This is a genomic window from Deinococcus sp. (assembly GCF_018260555.1).
Classification (GTDB): domain Bacteria; phylum Deinococcota; class Deinococci; order Deinococcales; family Deinococcaceae; genus Deinococcus.
The window spans coordinates 1-20,392 of sequence record NZ_JAGLBB010000020.1 but is presented as its reverse complement, the minus strand read 5'-3'; the positions used below and the strand labels follow the sequence as shown (position 1 = coordinate 20,392).

Annotated in this window: 19 protein-coding genes; 9 read left to right on the top strand and 10 right to left on the bottom strand. The window is 70.2% G+C overall.

The window, feature by feature from the left end; all coding sequences use genetic code 11:
* Positions 1-65 precede the first annotated feature (65 nt).
* Together QZ271_RS05690 and hslO are read right to left on the bottom strand one after the other, a co-directional pair.
* Positions 66-1,451: a lasso peptide biosynthesis B2 protein gene (locus QZ271_RS05690; protein WP_291429762.1), complete on the bottom strand. Its 1,386-nt coding sequence runs from the start codon at positions 1,449-1,451 to the stop codon at positions 66-68.
* Between the two features lie 38 nt (positions 1,452-1,489).
* A complete protein-coding gene (gene hslO, locus QZ271_RS05685; RefSeq protein ID WP_291429761.1) occupies positions 1,490-2,398 on the bottom strand; it encodes an Hsp33 family molecular chaperone HslO in 909 nt (302 codons plus the stop codon).
* 669 nt (positions 2,399-3,067) lie between these two features.
* Here hslO and QZ271_RS05680 point away from each other — a divergent pair.
* From QZ271_RS05680 to QZ271_RS05670, 3 genes are all read left to right on the top strand, one after another.
* Complete coding sequence (locus tag QZ271_RS05680) at positions 3,068-4,819, top strand: ABC transporter substrate-binding protein (RefSeq protein WP_291429760.1); 1,752 nt, start codon at positions 3,068-3,070, stop codon at positions 4,817-4,819.
* Between the two features lie 108 nt (positions 4,820-4,927).
* Complete coding sequence (locus tag QZ271_RS05675; protein ID WP_291429759.1) at positions 4,928-5,614, top strand: response regulator transcription factor; 687 nt, start codon at positions 4,928-4,930, stop codon at positions 5,612-5,614.
* A 4-nt stretch (positions 5,615-5,618) separates the two neighbouring features.
* Positions 5,619-8,585, top strand: coding sequence for a GAF domain-containing protein (locus QZ271_RS05670; RefSeq protein ID WP_291429758.1), 2,967 nt, complete (start codon positions 5,619-5,621; stop codon positions 8,583-8,585).
* 92 nt (positions 8,586-8,677) lie between these two features.
* Here the strand turns inward: QZ271_RS05670 and QZ271_RS05665 are convergent, their stop codons facing one another.
* Together QZ271_RS05665 and QZ271_RS05660 are read right to left on the bottom strand one after the other, a co-directional pair.
* Positions 8,678-9,226 (bottom strand): VOC family protein, encoded by a 549-nt coding sequence (locus QZ271_RS05665; protein ID WP_291429757.1) that lies wholly within the window; start codon positions 9,224-9,226, stop codon positions 8,678-8,680.
* 16 nt (positions 9,227-9,242) lie between these two features.
* Entirely contained in the window at positions 9,243-10,304 is a 1,062-nt protein-coding gene (locus QZ271_RS05660; protein WP_291429756.1) for a Sectered polysaccharide deacetylase, read from the bottom strand.
* A gap of 192 nt (positions 10,305-10,496) precedes the next feature.
* Between QZ271_RS05660 and QZ271_RS05655 the strand changes: the two genes are divergently transcribed.
* Positions 10,497-11,678 (top strand): glycosyltransferase family 4 protein, encoded by a 1,182-nt coding sequence (locus tag QZ271_RS05655; protein WP_291429755.1) that lies wholly within the window; start codon positions 10,497-10,499, stop codon positions 11,676-11,678.
* Here the strand turns inward: QZ271_RS05655 and QZ271_RS05650 are convergent.
* Positions 11,620-12,312: a glycosyltransferase gene (locus QZ271_RS05650; RefSeq protein ID WP_291429754.1), complete on the bottom strand. Its 693-nt coding sequence runs from the start codon at positions 12,310-12,312 to the stop codon at positions 11,620-11,622. The two genes, QZ271_RS05655 and QZ271_RS05650, sit on opposite strands and share 59 nt — an antisense overlap.
* A 95-nt stretch (positions 12,313-12,407) precedes the next feature.
* Between QZ271_RS05650 and QZ271_RS05645 the strand changes: the two genes are divergently transcribed.
* Together QZ271_RS05645 and QZ271_RS05640 are read left to right on the top strand one after the other, a co-directional pair.
* A complete protein-coding gene (locus QZ271_RS05645; protein WP_291429753.1) occupies positions 12,408-13,643 on the top strand; it encodes an MFS transporter in 1,236 nt (411 codons plus the stop codon).
* A 50-nt stretch (positions 13,644-13,693) separates the two neighbouring features.
* The gene (locus QZ271_RS05640; RefSeq protein WP_291429752.1) at positions 13,694-14,362 is read left to right on the top strand and encodes a polysaccharide deacetylase family protein; all 669 of its coding nucleotides are present in this window, start codon (positions 13,694-13,696) and stop codon (positions 14,360-14,362) included.
* A gap of 160 nt (positions 14,363-14,522) precedes the next feature.
* Here the strand turns inward: QZ271_RS05640 and recR are convergent, their stop codons facing one another.
* The 4 genes from recR to QZ271_RS05620 all read right to left on the bottom strand — a co-directional run bounded on the left by recR (position 14,523) and on the right by QZ271_RS05620 (position 16,507).
* Complete coding sequence (recR, locus tag QZ271_RS05635; RefSeq protein WP_291429751.1) at positions 14,523-15,131, bottom strand: recombination mediator RecR; 609 nt, start codon at positions 15,129-15,131, stop codon at positions 14,523-14,525.
* 7 nt (positions 15,132-15,138) lie between these two features.
* On the bottom strand, positions 15,139-15,429 hold the full coding sequence (locus tag QZ271_RS05630) for a YbaB/EbfC family nucleoid-associated protein (RefSeq protein ID WP_291429750.1): 291 nt from the start codon (positions 15,427-15,429) through the stop codon (positions 15,139-15,141).
* Positions 15,430-15,557: 128 nt separating this feature from the next.
* Complete coding sequence (locus QZ271_RS05625) at positions 15,558-15,773, bottom strand: hypothetical protein (RefSeq protein ID WP_291429749.1); 216 nt, start codon at positions 15,771-15,773, stop codon at positions 15,558-15,560.
* A gap of 56 nt (positions 15,774-15,829) precedes the next feature.
* Entirely contained in the window at positions 15,830-16,507 is a 678-nt protein-coding gene (locus QZ271_RS05620; protein WP_291429748.1) for an NUDIX domain-containing protein, read from the bottom strand.
* A 476-nt stretch (positions 16,508-16,983) separates the two neighbouring features.
* On the opposite strand from QZ271_RS05620, the gene infC reads away from it, so the two are divergent.
* Together infC and QZ271_RS05610 are read left to right on the top strand one after the other, a co-directional pair.
* On the top strand, positions 16,984-17,655 hold the full coding sequence (gene infC / locus QZ271_RS05615; RefSeq protein ID WP_291429747.1) for a translation initiation factor IF-3: 672 nt from the start codon (positions 16,984-16,986) through the stop codon (positions 17,653-17,655).
* A 363-nt stretch (positions 17,656-18,018) separates the two neighbouring features.
* Entirely contained in the window at positions 18,019-18,264 is a 246-nt protein-coding gene (locus QZ271_RS05610) for a glutaredoxin domain-containing protein (RefSeq protein WP_291429746.1), read from the top strand.
* Positions 18,265-18,333: 69 nt separating this feature from the next.
* On the opposite strand, the gene QZ271_RS05605 is transcribed toward QZ271_RS05610, so the two are convergent.
* Complete coding sequence (locus QZ271_RS05605; protein WP_291429745.1) at positions 18,334-19,368, bottom strand: metallophosphoesterase; 1,035 nt, start codon at positions 19,366-19,368, stop codon at positions 18,334-18,336.
* Between the two features lie 113 nt (positions 19,369-19,481).
* Between QZ271_RS05605 and QZ271_RS05600 the strand changes: the two genes are divergently transcribed.
* The coding region (locus QZ271_RS05600) for a transposase (RefSeq protein WP_291429744.1) at positions 19,482-20,392 on the top strand (911 nt) is incomplete at its 3' end.

Sequence of the window (20,392 nt, the reverse complement as noted above, 5' to 3'; positions counted from 1 at the left end):
AGAAGGAAAGTACGTTGGAGCGGGAGTGGAGAGGTTCCGGCGCTTTCCCGGCATGGCGCCATGTCTCAAGGTACTGAGCCGGGCTGATCAGGAGTACCTGTGTCGGATTCTGGTGGATACGTGAACAGAACCCGGAAGGCCCGCCGGTTGTGGTCCTCTCCGTAGATTTCCAGGATTCCACGTGTGTCCTCGACCCAGGCGTGCCCCGTGATCTGGGTGCCGTGCCGGGCCGCGCCGCTCACGAACACGGCCGGGTGACCCAGGCGGCGCAGCGCGCGGTACGTGGCGTAAGCGCGCGGCACGCACACCCCGGCGCTCTTCTGCCGGGGATGCAGGGCGCGTGTGAGCAGGCGGGCGTTCGTGACGGCGCGGTCCAGACGGGCGGGGTCCAGCGTGCGGGTCGGGCCGGGCGGGGTCCAGCGGTTCAGGTGGGCGCGTGGGTCGCCTCCGCGCCGCACAGCGTGCATGGCACTCAGCACGTCCGCCGTGGCCTGCGGAACACCCGGTAGCAGAAACGCGGCCCGCTGCGCGCGCAGCCAGTGGCGCCGCAGGGCCGGGCGCAGTCCGTCCCGGCGAAGGGCGCGCGCCAGAACCGGTCCAGTGCGGGCCGGGTCCAGGGTCGGTTGCGTAGGGTCGCACAGCTGCTCGAAGGCGGCCCAGGTGTGCGCCGCGCCGAGGTCTGCGGCGCGCGCCGCCAGCTGCGCTGCTCCGTCTGGGGTGTTCAGGGCGTACCGGTCCCGCAGTTGCCGTAGGTCCAGCAGGTCAGCGGGTTTCAGGCCGCCGGTATCGCCTCCCCAGCTTCGGCTGATGGCCAGCGCCGCGACCAGTTCATCCAGCGGGTCCGGACGCCAGACGCGCAGGCCGTCCCAGTCGTGCGGCCGGGCGGCGGCCCACACCTGCCGGGTGACCGTGACGGTGCGGCGCCGACCGGCGTACCAGTCAGGAACCAGCCAGCGGTGCACGTCCAGCCGCGCGTGCCCGCCAGGGCTGAACAGGTGCATGGTCTCGTGCGTCCAGCGGTCCGGGTGCGCGTGCTGCCCGTCACTGCGCCAGCCGCGTGCCAGCGCCAGGTGCGCCGCGCGCGACACCGTGGCGGGATCGCCCGGCAGCAGCAGGTCCACGTCCCCGTAGAAGCGTTCGGTGCGGGTCGCGTACCCGAACTCGCTGAGCGCAAAGCCCTTGAACAGCAGGGCCCCGATGCCCTCGGCTGCCCAGGCGCTTAGCAGGTCACGCAGCTCCGAGCGGATCAGGGCGTGCCTCGCGCCGAGCGCCAGTGCTCCGGCCCGCAGGTCTGCCCGCAGCGGGTGGTCTGCGGGCAGGCGGGCCCGCACGGCGCCCTCCAGGCCGGCGGCGCGCAGGTGCGGCAGGTCCGGGGAGCCCAGCGGACCGCCCCGCAACGCCCGCTCCAGCACGCGGAGGTCGGGTCGAACGCCAGCGGCGGGGTCAGGCATAGGCGGCAGTGTACCGGGGGCCGGGCGGTGGGGGAAGGTCAGGCGCGGGCGTGGGTGTCGGTGGCGTCCAGCGCGGCGATCTCGTCGGGGGTGATCTGGTAGTGTTCGCCGCACCAGTGGCACACGATTTCCTGCCCGCCGGCGTCGATCATGTCCTGGCGCTCGTCGGCACCAAAGAATTTCAGGGAGTCGCTGGCCTTCTCGCGCGAGCAGCGGCACTCGAAGCGGGAGCCCTGCGCCTCGGCGGCCAGCTGCACGTTCAGGCCGTCGGTGGCGCGGTTGATGGCTTCCATCAGGCCGCCCCGGCGCAGGTTGTCGGTGATCTGGCCCATGGCGCGGATGTTCGCCTCGAGTTTCCCGAGGGTCTCGTCGGTGACGCCGGGCATCGCCTGGATGAGCAGGCCGCCGGCGTGCGCGACGCGGCCACCTTCCTCGTACACGCCGAGCAGCACGGCGTTCGGGATCTGCTCCGAGACGCCCAGGTAGGTGCTGATGTCCTCGGCGATCTCGCCGCTGACCAGGTGGGCGCTGCCGGTGTAGGGTTCGCCGTTGTCGAGCAGGCGGGTGACGCTCAGCTCGCCCTGCGTGCCGACGATGCCGCTCACGTCGAGTTTTCCGTCGCTTTCCCGCAGGGGCAGGTCCGCGTCGGGATGGCGCACGTACCCGCGCACGCGGCCGTCCACGCTGCCCTCGGCGACCATAAAGCCCACCGCGCCGTCACCCTCGACGCGCACGGTGACGCGGCTGTCGCTGCGTTTGCCGAGCACGGTGGCCAGCAGCACGCTACCGGTCAGGGTGCGGCCCAGCGCCGCCGTGGCAGTCTTGCTGAGGTGGTGACGCACGCGGGCGTCCTCGACGACCTGTGTCGAGTCCATGCCCACGATACGCAGGGTGCCGCCGGCTGCGGTGCCGCGCAGGACGTAGGAAGCGGGAATGGAAGCAGTCATCCCGAAACCCTAACGGGCGGGCCATGGGGGCGCTGTGGGTGACCTTTCATTTATGAAGAGACACCCGGCCGCGTGTACCCGGAAACCGTCAATCGGAGTCTGGTCATACCGATTCCGATTGAATAGTCTACAGGCCCATTCCATCTGAGCGAACGCAGGCAGGAGCTCAGGTGGCGTGTCGCACGTGGAGGGGGCCGCCCGGTGTCGTTCGGGGTGTTGAGGGCAGCAGGCGGCCGTGTGGGGTGTGGTGCGGGCAGCGTGGGGCCTGTCGTTCCTGTCTCCCGGACACCCGGACTGGCGCTGTCCGGCGGCGTAGGGTACCTTCAGCCTTCCGGGGCGGAGTTCTCATCTGCGCTCCCTACGATGCGAAACCGTGAAGGCCCGGTGTTTGAAGGCCTGTGCTGAAGGTCGCACGCTGCCTGTGACTTCTCGTGAGCACCGACCGGCTTTCCGGCCCGCAGGCTCAGACGCAGACGCACCGTATTCCCCTGTCCTACGTTCCCCGGCCCCACCGGCTTTCCTGCACCACTGGCCGCAGCGCACTTCCGGCAACAGGGCGTTCCCGACAGGCCGGAGCCCGTATCCGGGGCTCAGCCCGGCACCGCCCGGTAGGAGCAGGAGGCGCGGCGCAGGGGAACACGGGCGCGCGCCCCAGCCAAGGAGGCAAAAATGAAGCGCAACAAGATCTCAGGAGCCGTCGCTCTGACCACGCTCGCCATGACGCTCGCCGCCTGCAACAACAAGGAAAACGCCGGTGGCGGCGCGAGCGACACCCTGGTCATCCAGCAATCCGCCGACATCCCCACCCTGGACCCCGGCACCACCTACGACACCGCCAGCGCTCAGGTCGTCGAGAACCTGTACGAAACCCTGATCGGGTACAAGGGGAGCAGCCTGACTGAACTGGCGCCCGTGCTGGCCACCGAGTGGAGCGCCAACGACGCCGGTACCGAGTACCGCTTCACGCTGCGCGAAGGCGTGAAGTTTCACAGCGGCAACGACTTCACCTGCGCGGACGCCGAGTACACGCTGCGCCGTAACCTCGTGACGAACACCGCCGACAGCGGCAACTGGTTCATCGCCGAGAGCCTGCTGGGCACGCCCGCCAACGCCAACGACGACAAGGGCGTCACGTGGCAGCGCATCACGGACGCCGTCAAGTGCGACGGGAACGTGCTGGTCCTGAAACTCCCGAAGACCGACCCGGCCTTCCTGGCGAAACTCGCGTACATCGGGCAGGGGATCGTGGACAGCAAGCACGCCACCGAGATTGGCGAGTGGGACGGCACCGAGGCCACCTGGAAGGCGGCCGTCGGCAAGGAGCTGACGGGCAGCCCCCTGTCGCAGAAGCCCAGCGGAACCGGCGCGTACAAGCTGGTCGGCAAGGACGCCACCAGCGTCAGCGCCACCGCCTTCGACGGGTACTGGGGCGAGCAGAAACCCAGCATCAAGAACGTGGTCATTCAGAAGGTCCCCGAGCAGGCTGCCCGCATTCAGGCCTTCTTGAAGGGCGACGCGGACTTCATCGAGGAAGGCGGGCGGTCCATCATCTCCTCGCAGTTGCAGGGGAAACCCGGCGTGAGCGTACTGGACGACCTGCCCAACACCACCGCTGCGGGCTTCAGCATGAACGAGAATATCGCCAAGGGCGGCGCGCTCGGCAGCGGCAAACTGGACGGCCAGGGCATCCCCGCGAACTTCTTCAGTGACGCCGACGTGCGCCGCGGCTTCGTGGCGGCGTTCGACGTGCCCACCTACATCAAGGAGGTTCAGGAAGGCAAGGGCGCGCCCCGTAACTTCCTGCTGCCCGACTCGTTCCCCGGGTACGACACGAACATCGAGGCCGCCACCTTTGACCCCGAGGTCGCCAAGGCCGCCTTCCAGCGTGCCTGGGGCGGTCAGGTCTGGAAGAACGGTTTCACGGTCAGCATCTCCTACCGCGCCGGCGCGCAGACCCAGCAGACCGCCATGGAACTCCTGAAGAAGAACATCGAGTCCCTGAACCCCAAGTTCAAGCTGAACATCGTCGCCAAGGAATGGAGCGAACTGATCAAGGCCGACAACGCACCCAGGGAAGCCATGATCATGTCCGCGTGGGCGCCTGATTACGCCGACCCGGACAACTTCGTCACGACGTTCTACGCCAGCACCGGCTACTACGGCCCGCGCCTGAACGCAAAAGACGCCCAGATGGACTCCCTGATCACCGAGGCCCGCACCACCACCGACCGGGCCAAACGCGACGACCTGTACGCGCAGATCGCCAAGCGCGGACTGGATCAGGCGTACTACGTGATCATGCCCGCCTCCCCGAACGTCTTCACGTACCGTGACAACATCGGCGGCGTGGGCGAGAGCACCTACAACCCCATGATCGCCTTCTGGGCCGGCACGTACTGGAAGAACCTCACCAAGAGCTGACCCCTTCCCGGCACAGCCGGACAGACCGGGCCGTCCTCCTGCGGGGGGCGGCCCGCTGCCGCCGTCTACGGGGCCGTGCGCGGGCGGGTCTTGCACTATCCTGCCCGTATGCTCGACGCCGATACGCTGCAATCCGGGGGCGCGCGCCCCATCACGCTGCTGCTGGTCGATGACCACCCGGTGGTGCGCAAGGGCACGCGCGAACTGCTGGAATCGGGCGCGGACCTGCGCGTGATCGGCGAGGCTGGCAGCGGCGAGGAAGCAGTCGTCAAGGCGCGCGCCCTGAACCCGGACGTGATCCTGATGGATGTCAGCATGCCCGGCATGAACGGCATTGACGCCACGCGCGCCATCAAGGCGGAGCGGCCCGGCGTGGGCGTGCTGGTCCTCACCAGTTACGACGACGACGCCTACGTGTTCGCGCTGCTGGAGGCCGGAGCGGCCGGGTACCTGCTGAAGAACGCCAGCGAGGACGATCTGCTGGGCGCCGTGCGGGCCGTCGCGGCGGGCGAGAGCGCCCTGCACCCCAGCGTGGCCCGCAAGGTCCTGGAACGCTTCAGCGCACACACCACGCCCACCCCGCCCGAGGACGACCTGTCCCCGCGTGAACTGGAGGTCCTGCGGGTCGCCGCGACCGGCCGCACCAACAAGGAGATCGCGCGGGACCTGGAGATCAGTCCGCGCACCGTGCAGGTGCACCTGGCGAACATCTTCTCGAAGCTGGGCGTGGGCAGCCGCACCGAGGCCGTGCTGCACGGCATCAAGCGCGGCTGGATCGACCCGCAGACTATCTGAGGACGTGAGCGCTCACCTTCCGGACCGTGCGGGCGTGACGCTGCCTCCGTTGCCGCCGGGCCTGTCGGCGGCCTCCACGGTCTCGCAGTTCGCGGGCCTGCTGGCCGCCTACGCCTGCCGCGCCACGCACGCGCACGGCGTGCAGGTGTGGGTGGTCACGGACGGTCAGCCGCTCCCGGTGGCCGAGGAGGGGCGCGGGCTGGCCCTCAGCGACGGCACGCTGGTCGCCCGCGCCCTGAGCGGCGGAGCGCTGCTGCACGCGGGAATGCTGGCGGCCCTGCCGTTCGGGTGCGGGGTGCTGGAGTTCGTGGGGGCCGACCCGGACAGCCTGCACGCTCTGCTGGGAGCGGGGCCGCTGCTGGCCCTGGCCGTCGAGGGCGTGCAGGCCCGCGAGGCGCGGCGCGGCCACGGGCGCATCGCGGAGACCGTCGAGGGCCTCATGCGCCGCCTGGGCGGCAGCCTGAACCTGTCCGAGGTCCTGACCGTCACGGCGCAGAGTGCCGCGCTGGCGCTGGGGTTCCGGCGGGCCTTCGTGGCGCTGTTCAGCGAACTCAGCGACGGCGGGGCGCGCACCGGGGAGGTCTTCACGCACGGGTTCACGCAGCCGTTCACGGGCGGGATCGGCGTGGGCCCCGTGACCTTCGAAACGCTGGTCCGCCGGGGCGAGGCGATCCGCTTTGAGCGGGGCCGTGACCACGAGTCGCCGCTGGCGCGCGGCCTGCGGGAACTGAACCCGGAAACGGCCGTCATCGCGCCCCTGAACGCACGCGGGCAACCGCTGGGCCTGCTGTACGTGGACACCTCCGAGCCGGTGCCCGCCACCGAGGACGACGCCCGCATCGTGCTGGCCCTGGCCGAGCAGGCCGCGCTGGCCATCGACAACGCGCGGCTGTACGGCATCGAGACCCGCAAGCGCGAGGCGGCCGAGGCGCTGCGTGAGGCTGGCGCGGCGCTGGCCGGCAGCCTGCACCTCAGCGAGACCCTGGAGCGCGTGCTGGAACGCGCCGTGACCCTGTTCCGCGCGGACGCCGCCGCCGTGTACGAGAAACAACCCGACGGGCGCAGCATCAATATCCGCTCGGCGGTGGGCCTGAGCAGCGAGTACATGCTGCGCGTGAAAGCCAAGGTGGGCCTGGGCGTCACGGGCCGCGCGGTCGGGGAAGGTACGCTGATCGCCGCGCGTGACCTGACCACCGAGAACGGCGGCGGCAGCAGCCGCTACACCCGGCAACTGCTGGCCAGCCACACCTACCCCTACCGGGGCGTGATCAGCCTGCCGCTGCGGGTCGGTCCGAACGTGTTCGGCGCACTGACCCTGTACTGGTCGGCGCCGCTTCCGCTGGACAGTGACGACCTGGCGCTGGCCGGGGTGTTCGCCTCGCAGGCGGGCCTTGCCATCGAGAACGCCCGCCTGTACGAGGAAGAGCAGCTGCGCGAGCGCGAAGCCGGGGCGCTGCTGGCCATCAGCCGCATGCTGGGCGAGCGCCCGCAGGGACACCCCGACGACGCGGCGCTGCGCGGCGTGATCCGCGAGGCGACCCTGGCCCTGCACGCCGGACGAGGCCTGCTGGCCCTGTTCCCCGACGCCACCGGCAGTTTCCCGGCAGACGCGCCGCCCGGCCCGGACGGCTGGCGCGTCACGCGCTGCGCGGCGTACAACCTGCACCCCCCGGACACCTCCGAACTGGCCGACCTGAGCGCGCAACTGGGCCGCGGCCCCCGCGCCCTGACCCGCCGTTACGCCCTGCCTGTGGCCGGCAGCGCCCTGATCGTCCCGCTGCTGAGCGCCCAGAGCGACGCCCGCACGCCGCTGGGATTCCTGTACTTCGACGATCCGGGCCGCGACCTGCCGGGCGACCGCACCCTGCAACTGGCGCGCAGTCTGGCCGACCAGATCGCTCAGACCCTGACCCGCGAACGCCTGCTGGCCGCGCTGGAACGCGAGGAAGCCCGCTACCGGCAACTGGCCGAGGGCGCGCACGACCTGATCATCAGCAGCGACGCGCACGGCGTGATCGACTACGCCAACCCGGCCGCCCGCACGCTCCTTGAACCCCTGACCGGCCCGCTGACCGGCGCGAACCTCCTGACCCTCCCCACCCGCGACACGCAGGCGGCCCTGCAAGTCGCGTGGGCCGACGCGCAGGCCCGCACCAGCGGCAGCCGCGCCGAGATCCGTATCGGCCCGTACCACCTGGAGGTCCGGGTAGGCAGCGTGGACCACGGGCGCGGCGTGCTGACCGTCAGCCGTGACCTGAGCGAACTGCAGACCCTGGCCGACGAGATCGCGCGGCGCGGGCAGGCGCTGGAAGCCGCCACCAGCCGCCAGAGCGAACTGCGCAGCTTCCTGACCCTGTTCACGCAGGCGCAGGAGGAGGAGAGGCGCCGCATCAGCCGCGAACTGCACGACGACACCGCGCAGGTCCTGACGGCCACCACCCGCCGCGTCGCCCGACTGGCCCGCGACCTGAGCGGCGAGCAGAAAGCCCGCGCCGACGACATCCTGCTCGACCTGAACGCCGCCATCGACGGCGTGCGCCGCTTCGCGCGGAACCTGCGCCCCAGCGTCCTGGACGACCTGGGCCTGCTTCCAGCCCTGGAATGGCTGGCCACGCAGGCCCAGACCGCCACCCGCCTGGAAGTCAGCGGGGCCGAGCGCCGCCTGAGCCCCGCCACGGAACTCACGGTGTTCCGGCTGGCCCAGGAAGCCCTGAACAACGTCGATAAGCACGCCCACGCCCACACCGCCGCCATCCGCGTGGCCTTCGGCGAGGCGCCGCAGGGGGGCGTGCGGGTCGCCATCACCGACGACGGCCGGGGGTTCACGCCCGAACAGGCCCGCGCGCAGGCGCAGGCCGGACACCTGGGCCTGCTGGGCCTGCGTGAACGCGTGACCCTGGCTGGCGGCACCCTGGCCGTGCAGAGCGCCCCCGGTGAGGGCACCACCCTGACCTTTACCCTGCCGGGCTGACCTTCACCCTGCCGGACTGACCTTCACCCTGCCGGACTGACCTTCAGTGTGCCGGGCTGACCTTCAGTGTGCCGGGGCAGGGGCGCGCGGGGTCATCGGCGCAGCAATTCCTCGATGGCGTCCGCGAGGTGCTCGGGGTTCAGGTAGCTGTCGCCGCGTGCCACGCGCAGTTCGTAGGCGCGGCGCAGCACGTCCGCGTCGCGCAGGCCCTCGGGCGTCTGGAACTTGTAGCAGGCCAGTTCGACCTTCATGCCGTTCGGGTCGCGGAAGTACAGCGAATCCATGAAGCCCCGGTCGCGTTCCAGCACCTCGATGCCGCGCGCGCGCAGCCGTGCGGGGGCCAGCTGGAAGGTCGCGCGCGACACGTTGAACGCGAGGTGCTCGACGGTCCCGGGTTCGCGCGGCGCGTCCCGCCCGGCGTCCACGCGACTCTCGTTGGTGAACACCGTCAGCAGGCGGCCGTCGCCCGGGTCGAAGTACAGGTGGTTCTCGGCCGGGTTGCCGAGGTTGGGTTGCTCGAACACGAACGGCATGCCCAGCACCCCCTCCCAGAAGTCCAGGGCACTCTGGCGGGTGGAACCGACGATGGTGACGTGATGCAGGCCCTGTACCTGCACCCTGCTTGCGGCGCTGCGGATCATACTTCATGGTACGTGATCAGCCGTATCGGCGCAAAAAGGCCTCGCGGGGCATCCATCCCATCTTAGGCGTGCCCTCGCTGGGCGCTTTGATCGTGCCGTACGCGCCGCGCAGCAGCCGGAAGCCCAGCCCGTACCAGCAGGCCCGGGCGGGCGGCAGGTCCAGCAGCGTGAAGCCCGCCTGCTCCAGCGGCCGGTGAAACAGCGTGACGGCGAACACGGCCTGCGCGGACTCCAGTTCCGGGCGTTCGCGCAGCGCGCGGCCCACATCCTTCAGGCTCCGGTGGCCCGCCCGGTACGCGCCGAGCACGTTGCGCGACGCCAGCCCCACCGTCCGGGGGGAGTGCAGGTGCAGTTCGGCGGTGGGGGTGCCTGGCGGCAGGGGCAGGGGAGGGGGCGCGTGATCCAGCGGCGCGACCCGCAGAACCGCGTCGACGCGGTCGGTCAGGTCGATCACGCCGTGAGCGCGCGTAAAGCGGTCCTCGACTACGCGGGTGTACGCCAGGTTCAGCAGGTCGCGCGGCGTGCCGGCCCGCCGGCCCGGCAGGTCCCGCAGCGGTACCGGCCGGTAGCCCAGCGCCCGCCACTCTGTCAGGGTCGCGTTCAGGTCAGCGGGCCTGACGGCGCGCAGCGATCCCGGTTCGGGCCGCTCACTGGTGGCCGGCAGGGGTCTCAGTCCACGGACCAGCAGGCTCCGCAGGGCGGCGGCGCTGTCCGGCGCGGCCCAGTCCGTGATGGCCTGACCGGCCGTGGCTTCCAGCAGGGTCACGCCGGCCGGGTCGCCCTGACCAGCCAGTTCATGCCCGGCCTGCACGGCCTCGCGCACGCCGCGCGGGTCCAGGAGGGCCAGGGCGGGAGGGACCAGCAGGGTGGCGGGCGTGCCTGCCAGCGCCGTCAGCGCCGCCTGCAACTCCCCGGCGTCCGCGACCGGCACCAGCAGGCCCACCTGCGGAACGCCCAGATGCCCGCCGTGCCAGGCGCCGCCCACCCCGGCCCGCAGGGCCAGGCGCAGCAGCCCCTGCGCGGCGCGGGGGGGGCGGTCGTGGGTCGCGCGTTCCTGCGAACTGTGAGGGGAGGCCATGGGGTGAAATCTACCCCATGCGCCGCGGTCCGCCCTGCCTGCGGGGACCGCGTGCAGGGCAGGGTGGTGGGGGTATCCACCGCAAGTTGGGCGACACTCTCATGTTCGGCGTCGTATGCTCCTCAGAGCGATGCCTCAGGACTCCTTTAACTTGTACGGGCTCCGGATGACCGGCCCACGCGGCGGCCGCGCATGAAACCGCTGCGGATCGGGCTGTTCACCGACACGTTCCTGCCGGACCAGAACGGCATCGTGACGAGCGTCGCCCTGCTCAGTGACGAGCTGCGCGCCCAGGGACACCACGTGGACGTGGTCGCCCCGGACTTCCCGGAACATGTGGACACCCGCAGCGACGTGGTCCGCGTGGACAGCCTGCGCTACGTGTTCCTGCCCACCTACCGCCTCGCGTGGCCCACCCGCAAGGACTTTCACCAGAAGTACGACGTGGTGCACACCCACACGCCCCTGACCCTGGGACTGGCGGGCGCGCGACTGGCCCGCAAGTGGGACGTGCCGCACGTCGCCACGTACCACACGCATGTCGAGTCCTACACGCACTACGTGCCGGGCGCCACGGCCCTGCAACGCCACACGGGCGTCGTGACCCGCGTCATGAGCCTGCTGTACGGCCGCGCCGACGCCGTCATCACACCCACCGCCGGGATGCTGGACGTCCTGAGCGCGATGCGGGTGCGCCACCCGGTCGTGATTCCCACGAGCATCGACCCGCGCGTCCTGCAGGCCGCCCCGGCCGTCGAGAGTCCCTGGCCCGCCGGGAAACGCCGCCTGCTGAGCGTCGGCCGCCTCGCCCGCGAGAAACGCTTCGATCACGTGCTCGACACCCTGGCCGGCCTGCCCGACGCTCACCTCGTGATGCTGGGCGAGGGCCCGGAACGCCAGCACCTGGAAGCGCACGCCGCCCGCATTGGCGTGGCGGACCGCGTGACCTTTCTGGGCGTGCGCCCCTGGGAGCAGATCGGCGCGTACTACCGCCAGGCGGAACTGTTCGTGTTCGCCAGCGACACCGAGACGCAGGGGCTGGTGCTGCAAGAAGCGCAGCTGATGGGCGTGCCGGTCGTGGCTGTCGGCGCGCGCGGCACCCTCAGCGGCGTGGCGCACGAGAGCAGCGGGTACCTCGTGGCGCCCGCCGACGTGAACGCCCTGATCCGCCACGCCCGCGACATTCTGGACGACCCGCGGCTGTGGGCGCGGCTGTCGGCCGGGGCGCGCGACTTCGGGACTTCGACCACCCCGGCCGGCGTGGCGCAGCAGGTACTGGACGTGTACGCCACGGTTCTGGGAACAGAGCGCGAGGTCAACTTTCCGGTGGAGGCCGGCGCTCCTCCCCAAAATAGCCTCGTGTATGACCAGTGATGTTGCGCAGGTGCTGCCACGCGAAGGGCAGCACGCCCCGGTCCAGGCGGCGCGCACTGGTCTCTACGAGCGCGCCCGGCACGAACGCCACCTCGCCCAGCCGCGCCAGGGCCTGACCCAGGATCACGTCCTCGTAGGCTTCTACCTCCGCGTACCCGCCGGTCAGCAGCGCCGCCTCTCGCGAGTACGCCATGTTCGCGCCTGCCAGATTCGGTTTGCCCAGCAACCGGCAGACATGCAGGAACGCGCTGTACCCGGCGCCCGACAGGCGCGACCAGTGCGGCGCGACCCCGCAAAACCGCATGGGCCCGTACAGGGCCACCCGGCCCGGCGCGGCCTCACTGAGTTTCTCCAGCCACTGCGGACTGGGCAGCGAGTCCGCGTCGGTCGTGGCGACCCACTCGCTTCTGGCCGCCTCCAGCCCCATCTGGCGGGTGTAGGCCACGCCGGGCCGCTCGCAGCGCAGCACAGTGGCGCCCCAGTCCCGCGCGACCTGCACGGTCCGGTCGGTGCTGCCGTTGTCCACCACGATCACCTCGTCGGGCGCGTGGCGCTGCCCTGCCAGCGCGCGCAGCGTCAGGGGCAGGTAGACCTCCTCGTTGCGGGCGGGAATGACGACGGTGAATCCGGGCACGCGCACAGGCTAGCAGGCCCGCACTCCCTTCAAGTCGGGTTCATGAGGACCGCGCGGCCGGGGGCGCCCGCGCTGGCGTCAGGCGGGCGGGCGCCGTGACCCTCCGGGACCGCCTGCCGCTGCGCCCCGGCACCGCGCGCGCCGTGTTCGCCGCCGCGTTCTCGCTGGCCTGCGCGGAGATGCTCCGCTCGGGCCTGTACCTGTCTTACCTGGGGCAGAGCGCGTCGGCGCAGAACGCCCTGGGCATCACGCCGTCCGTGGTGGGCCTGGCGTGGGCGCTGCACATCGGCGCGGATACCGTCATGCGCGGCCCCGCCGGACTGCTGATCGCCCGCTACGGCCTGCGCCCGGTCATGATCGCGGGAGCGGCCCTGAGCCTGCTGGCCCTGGCCCTGCTGCCCGCCGCGCACGCCGGCTGGGCCCTGCTGCTGATCGCCGCGCTTCACGGCGTGGGCTTCAGCGCGGCGTGGCCCGGCGCCATGAACCTCACGGCCGACTCCACCCCGGACGGCATGCAGGGACGCGCCCTGACCGCCGTGTCCATGGTGATCCTGCCGTTCATCGGCCTGGGGTACTTCCTGTTCGGCACGCTGCGCGCCGCGCCCCTGCAGGGCGTGTACCTGCTTGGCCTGGGGGTGCTGGCCCTGTCGCTGCTAGCGGCCTTCCTGCTGCCTGCGCGCGCCGTTCGTGGTCCCGCCCGCGAGGTCATGAACACCCAGGCGCGCCGCGAGGTGCTGCGCCGCCTGCGCCCCCTGCTGCCCGCCGCGCTGATGCAGACCGTCACGCTCTCACTGTTCGGACAGGTGCTGTTCCGCGTGACCGACGACCTGAACCTGACGTACTGGACCATGATCGCCATTCTGGTCACAGGTGGGGCGGCCGCGTTCGGCAGTCTCCCGTTCATCGGGAAGGTCGCTGACCAGGGCCGCGCCACCCTGACCCTGACCGCCGGGTTCGGCCTGATCGCACTCGGCATGGGCGGCATCGCCCTGTTGCCGCCCACCTGGGCGCTGTTCCCGCTGGCCGCGCTCGTCGGGTTGGGCTTTGCTGGCGTGCAACCCGGCTGGGGGGCCCTGGTCACCCGCACGCTGCCCGAGCCGCAGCGTCCCGCCGCGTGGGGCGTCCTGATGACCCTGGAGAACATCGGCACGGCCGTCGGACCGCTGCTGGGCACCCTGGCCTTCGTGCAGCTCGGCGCGCGCGGCCCCTTCGCGCTGGGCGCGCTGCTGGCGCTGCTGGCCACCGTCTTCTACGTCCTGTTCCGCCACGCCTTCCCGCCCGCCCGGCAGACCAGCGGACCGGAGGCAGGCGCGGGCAAGGCGATCTCCTGAAGCGCTCACAGGCGCGCCGGGCGCTGACCTGGGTGGTCGGTGGCCTGGGCGTGCTGGCCCTGACGGACCTGCTGTTCCGCGCCGCCGGACTGGGCGCCCGGGGCCCCGGCTCCCGCCACGCGCCCCTCGTCGCCCTGACCTTCGACGACGGCCCGGGCCCCCGCACCCCCGCGCTGCTGGCCGTCCTGGCCGTCCACGGCGCCCCCGCCACATTCTTCGTGACTGCGCCCGCCTGCCGCGCCCACCCCGGAGAGCTCCGCGCCCTGCACGCGGCCGGGCATCAGGTCGAAGCGCACGGCCGCTGGCACCGCCACGCCCTGCTGCTGCCCCCCTGGCAGGAGTACGCGCAGGTCGCGTGGCACCCCCGCGCGGGTCAGCGCGGCCCGCACCTGTACCGCCCACCTTACGGCGGGCACAGTCCCCTGACCCGCCTGCTGGCCCGCCGCAGTGGTCGCCAGATTGCCCTGTGGGACGTGGAAAGCCGCGACTGGACCGCCCAGCCCGCCGCGCAACTGGCCGCACAGACCCTGGCCCGCACCCGCCCGGGCAGCGTGATTCTGCTGCACGACGGCCCCCAGGTGACCCCCGAGCTCCTGAGCGCCCTGCTGACCGGCCTGCGCGGACGCGGCCTGGAGCCCGTCACCCTGAACGACCTGCGCCCCCGCCGCATCGGCCTGAGAGAAGGCTGGGCGCGGCTGCGCGGCAGTTACGGGGGGTAGTACGGACTGGGATTGATTCGGTGCAGTCCCGAATCAATCCGAGCGGACGCGAGGAAGGGCAGGCGCCCCTCCGCGGTATGGAGCCGCAGTTCCTATAAGCGGCGGGCAGGAACAGTAAAAAGCCCCCACCCCATGGAGCGAGGGTTGGGTGGGGGGGCTGTCAGCTGACAGGGGGTTTGCTGACGCGTTGACGGCCCGCCAGGGCGCGGCCCAGCGTGACCTCGTCGGCGTATTCCAGCGCGCCGCCCACCGGCAGGCCGTACGCGATGCGGCTCACGACGGCGCCCAGCGGTTCCAGCAGCCGCTGGAGGTACAGGGCGGTCGCGTCGCCCTCGACGGTCGTGCCGGTCGCCAGGATGACCTCCTGGTTCGCCTGCACGCGCGGCAGCAGGGGCCGGATGTGCAGTTTGTCCGGGCCGACGCCGTTCATGGGGCTCAGCACGCCGTGCAGCACGTGGTACAGGCCACGGTACTCGCCGCTCCGTTCGATGGCGATCACGTCACCGGGTTCCTCGACGACGCAGATCAGAGCCTGATCGCGGGTCGGGTCGCTGCACACGTCGCAACGGTCGGCGTCCGTGATGTTAAAGCACACGGGGCAGGTGTGCAGGTCCCGCTTGGCTTCCAGCAGCGCCCGCGCGAGGCGCTCAATGTCCTCTCGCGGCTGCTCGAACAGATGGAACGCCAACCGCTGCGCGCTTTTCGGACCGATGCCCGGCAGGCGCGACAGTTCGCGGATCAGCGCCACCAGTGATGGAGGGTACTTCAAGCGCGCCTCAGAGTCCGGGGATGCCCAGTCCGCGCGTGGCGTCCTGCTGCAGGGCGTCGGCCTTGGCGCCCGCGTCCTGCACGGCCACCAGAATCAGGTCCTCCAGGGCTTCCACGTCGTCCGGGTCCACGGCCTCGGGCTTGATCTTCAGGGCCGTGACCTTCCCGTGCCCGTTCATGGTGACGGTCACCAGTCCGCTGGCGCTGCCTTCCACGCTCTTGGCCGCCAGATCGTCCTGAATCTTCGCAGCGGCGGCCTGCGCCTGCTGCATCTGCTTCATCAGCTTCTTCATGTCCATGACACGCAGTCTAACGGGCCGCAGGGGGCCAGAAGGTGGCGCGCGGCTCCTGAAGGACTCCTCTGAATGCACACAGGGAGAAGAAGGATTCCTGATACGGGCCAGAACAGATTTTCCTGACGGGTGTGCTAGAGCCACCCGAACAGGAGCGCCGCCACCACGCCGCCCAGCAGCAGCGAGGCGATCCCGACCGCGCGGCCCAGACCCATCAGCCCCAGTGTCCCCGCAACTGCCAGGGTGATCAGGCTCAGGAAACCCGGCACGCGGCTGAGGGTGTCGCCGCCCAGCACGGCACTGAGGATGAACAGCAGCGTGCCCAGCAGGAACAGTCCACCGATGATCATGCGGCTGTTGTAGCACCCCTACCGGGCGCGGTAGGGCGAAACTGAGCGCCGGGCCCTCATAGCGCGGGCGTGCGGGTGCCCTTGGCGCGGCGGTACAGTTGCGCGGGACGGCCCACGCCGCTGCGGCGCTCGCCGCTGACAGTCAGAGTGCCCTGCGACAGCAACCGCTTACGGAAGTTGCGTTTGTCCAGTTTGCGGTTCAGGATCGCCTCGAACACGCCCTGCAATTCGGGCAGCGTGAAGGTATCGGGCAGGAATTCCAGCGCCAGGTTCGCGTACTCCAGACGCAGTTGCAGCCGGGCCAGGGCGCGGTCCAGGATCGCCTGGTGATCGAAGGCGAGGCGGGGCGGGCTGTGCGCGCTGACCCACTCGGCCCCCAGGGTGTGCCCGCCGCCGCTGACACTGACCGTCCCGTGAGGCAGCACTGCGAGGTGCGCGACGCTGACGATCCGGCCGCGCGGGTCGCGGTTGACCTCCCCGAATGTGAAGAACTGTTCGAGGTGCCGGGGTTCGAGTTCCACGCTCGTCTCGGTGCGCAGTTCGCGCAGCGCGGCCTCATGCAGTTCCTCGCCAGGGTGGACGAACCCGCCGGGCAGCGCCCAGTCACGGGCGTGCGGCAGTTCGCCGCGCTGCACCAGCAGCACCATCAGTTCTCCGGCGTGCATGGCAAAGGCGGCGATATCCACCGCCAGGCCAACCTGCGTGGCCTGCGGGGGAAGGGCGAGGGAGTTCATCCCTGAATGCTAGGGTTTGTGTCCCTGGTACGTCAAGGATAAGTGTTGCCCCCGCACCCGCCGGACGCCTACGCCAGCGCGTTTCAGGCCGGGTTTTGGGTGGAAAGTGGCAGCGGCCCGCCCGGGGTGGGAGCGGGTCCGGGGACCGGCGCGGTGGCCGGGGCTGGCCGCGCCGCGCGCGCGCCTCGGCCAGCGACACGAGAACGTGCGCGCGCAGGTCGGCACCAGCTTGCCAACTTCCCGCCTGCAACCGGCTTCTTCCTTGCTCGCTCTACTCAGGTTGAATGAGTCTGCACACCTTTCAACCCGAGTAGAGCGACAGGGCCGGAAGTTGAGGAACGGCTCATGCCCACAGCCCGCCAGAAGCCCGCCGGGTCCGGCGCCGTCACCCTGCGTGATAGACTGAAATTCATTCGCCCGCGAACTGCGCGGGCGACAGCCGCCCGGATGGCCAGCGTGCACCGGGCGCGTAAGAGGTGATGAACATAGCGAAAGAACACAAGGTCAACGAGCAGATTCGTGTGCGCCAGATCCGGTTGATCGGCGCGGAAGGCGAGCAGGTGGGCATTATTGACACTCGCGACGCCATGCAGATGGCCCGCGAGGCGGGCATGGACCTCGTCATGGTCAGCCCGCAGGCTGTGCCCCCCGTTTGCCGCCTGCTTGATTATGGCCGCTTCCGCTACGAGCAGCAGCAGAACGAGAAGGAAAACCGCAAGCGCGCCCGCGCCCAGGAAGTCAAGGCCATCAAATTCCGCGTGAAGATTGACGGCAACGACTTCAAGACCAAGACCGGGCACGTGCGCCGGTTCCTCGAGGAAGGCCACAAGGTCAAGGTTACGATCATGTTCCGCGGGCGTGAACGCACCCACCCGGAACTCGGTGAGCGCATTCTGGTGCGCGTCGCCGAAACCCTGGCCGACATCGGCGTTCCCGAGGGGACCCCCAGCATGATGGGCATGGACATGAACATGATCATGACCCCCAAGGCGCCCCCGGCACCGAAGAAGGAACGTGCGGACGACGTCCCGACCGAAGGCGCCCCCACCACGGCTCCCACTACGGCCGCCGACCCGGCCGAAGTGACCGGCAAGGGCGACGTGGCTGACGTGCCCGCCGCTGCCCCCAGCGAAGCCGCCAGCGCCTGACCCCCGCTCAGCACACCCACCGCTGAGTACACCGAACGCGGCCTGCCCTGAACCGGGGTAGGCCGCGCTCCTGTACGGACGTTCCGCCCGGCAGTGGCCCGCCTGACAGCCCGCTCTCCTTCCACTCGCTCTGCGGCGTGGCTCTGCGGGTCCGCTCCATGTCCGGAACCCGCTTCGGTTCCCACTCGCTTGGCTTGGATGGAACGGTCTTCGCAGCCTCTTCAACCCGGAGTCCGTATGAGGGGGTATCTGCGTGCCAGCGGGTTGCATTGTTGCCCGCATCCCAATTCCGCACATGCTTTATTTTATAAACTGGACTGCGATCCGGGTCGGATCATCCCGGCCCACCACCAAGGAGACCCCATGATCAAGATGTACACGACCAGCTGGTGCCCCGACTGCCACGCCACCAAACGCGCCCTGACAGGCAAGGGCCTCGCCTTCGAGGAAATCAACATCGAACAGGACGAACAGGCTGCCCAGTACGTGATGAGCGTCAACGGCGGGCGTCGCAGCGTCCCCACGCTCGTCCACGGCGACGTGGCCGCCAGCCTCAGCGGCTTCCGCCCCCAGAAGCTCGACGCCTTCCTGGCCGAAGCCGGCCTGTAAAACACGTCGAAAGTAGAAGGTTGATGGTTGATGGAGGAAGCCCCTCTATCAACCATCAACCATTGACCATCACCCCTTGCGCAGTCGGGCGGCCTGGCGCGCCGTCACCACTCCGTCCTCTGCCACCGTGTACGCCCAGACGGTCAGTGTGTCTGGCGTGATTTCCAGGCGCAGGAAGCCCGGCTGACCGAACGCCGCAAAAGCCGCCGGGCGCGCGCTGACCGGGCCGCCTCCCACCTCACCCGCCGCGCCCGACACGGCCGTCCAGGTACCGGCGCACCCCGGCTGCGGCGCGAAGACTTCCAGCGCGTGTACGTGCCCGCTGAGAATCATGTCGGCCACGCCGCACGCCGCGCCGTACAGGTCCCGCACCGCGCCGCCCTTCTGGAATGTCAGCGGCAGGTTGTCATACCGGCCAGCGTCCCCATGCTTGCCGTTACTGAAGAGCGGGTGATGCCCCAGCACCAGCCGCCAGCGCGCCCCGCTGCCCCGCACCGCGCCCGCAAGCCACGCCCGCTGGGCGGCGTCCCACGCGCCACCCGGCCGCTCCGCAGGGCGCAGGCCCGGCAGGTACGCGGCCAGCGGCGTCGTATCCACCGCGAAGAACTCCGCCAGCGCCCCGACCGGCGCGCGGTATGACCGGCCCGGCATCACCCACTGTGCATTCAGGGCCGAGTACGCCACCTGAACCTCCGCTCCACGCGCGTCTGCTCCGTCACCGCCCACCAGCCACGACTCGTCATGATTGCCCGGCACCATCAGGAACGGCACGCCCAGCGGCCCGTACACGTCCGCGAACCGCTCCCGGAACAACGGCGAGGACGCGTCCTTCGGCCCGGCCGGGTAGAAGTGATCCCCCAGCCCCACCCCCAGGTCACAGCCCTCCCGCGCGCAGACCTCCCGCATGGCCGCCGCCACCCGCCGCTGCACCTCCGTCCCCGTGCCCTGATCCCCCATCACCAGCACCCGCAGCCGCTCAGCGGGCAGGGCCGGGAGCGCCGCCCGCACGTCCGTCACGGTCACGGCGCCCGTCAGGCGCGGCGCGCAGGCCACCAGAAAACCCCCCAGGACCAGCGCCAGCCCCATCCTCAACCTTGGCAACATGCGCCCACTCTCCTCTCTATACTGCCCGCAAGCAAGACGGCGCGCCTCAGGGAGACCTGACCGCCTGACAGAAATTATGAGAAAGCGTCCCCGGTAGGGGACACTTTCTGTTTGTGAAGACCGAAAATGCCACTGGGGACGCCTCACGACTCTACCAAGCCATCCTCCCTCATCTCCAGGGTGCCCTGTGGAACGACGTCCGCAACGTCCACACCCTCGCCTGGATGGTCACAGGAATGCTGCTCTCCAGGCGCAGCACACCCTCCTTCTGGCTCCCTCACGTCCACTCCCGCGCAGCGTTCGCGCAGAGCACCGAACGCCGCTTTCGACGCTGGTTAGGCAATAAGCACCTTCACCCGAGCCTGCTCTACGGTCCGATCATCACCCGCGCACTCCGCGAGTGGGGCCAGGACACCCTGGTCCTCGCACTGGATACCAGCGTCCTGTTCGAGAAATTCTGCCTCATCCGGGTATCCGTCCTCTTCCGGGGGCGGGCTGTTCCACTGGTGTCCCGGGTACTCGAGCATTCCAGTGCCCAGGTCGATACAGACGAATTGCTCCCCGTGCTCGCAGAAGCCAAAGGTCTCCTGGACTTCGTGGGAATCCGTCAGGTCCGCCTGCTGGCGGACCGGGGTTTCTGCGACACCGACCTGATGGCATGGCTCCAGCACTGCGGATGGACCTACCGCATCCGTATCAAATCCACCCTGATCCTCAGCACGCCAGACGGGCAGCGCCTCTGCAAGATCGGCGATGTGAAACTCCAACCGAGGGAAACGGCGTGCTTTCACCATGTGCGTCTGACCGGACGGCAATTTGGGCCGGTGCACGTCGTTCTGGGTCGTCCATCAGACGACCCAGAGCAATGGCAGGTGGTGAGCAACGAGCCCACCAGCGTGGAAACCTTTGGCGAGTACGGCGAGCGTTTTCAGATCGAGGAAGGGTTTCTGGACGAGAAAAGCGGGTTGTTCGAGCTGGAAGCGTCCAAGCTGCGGGATGTGAAAAGCCTGGAACGGCTGGTCAT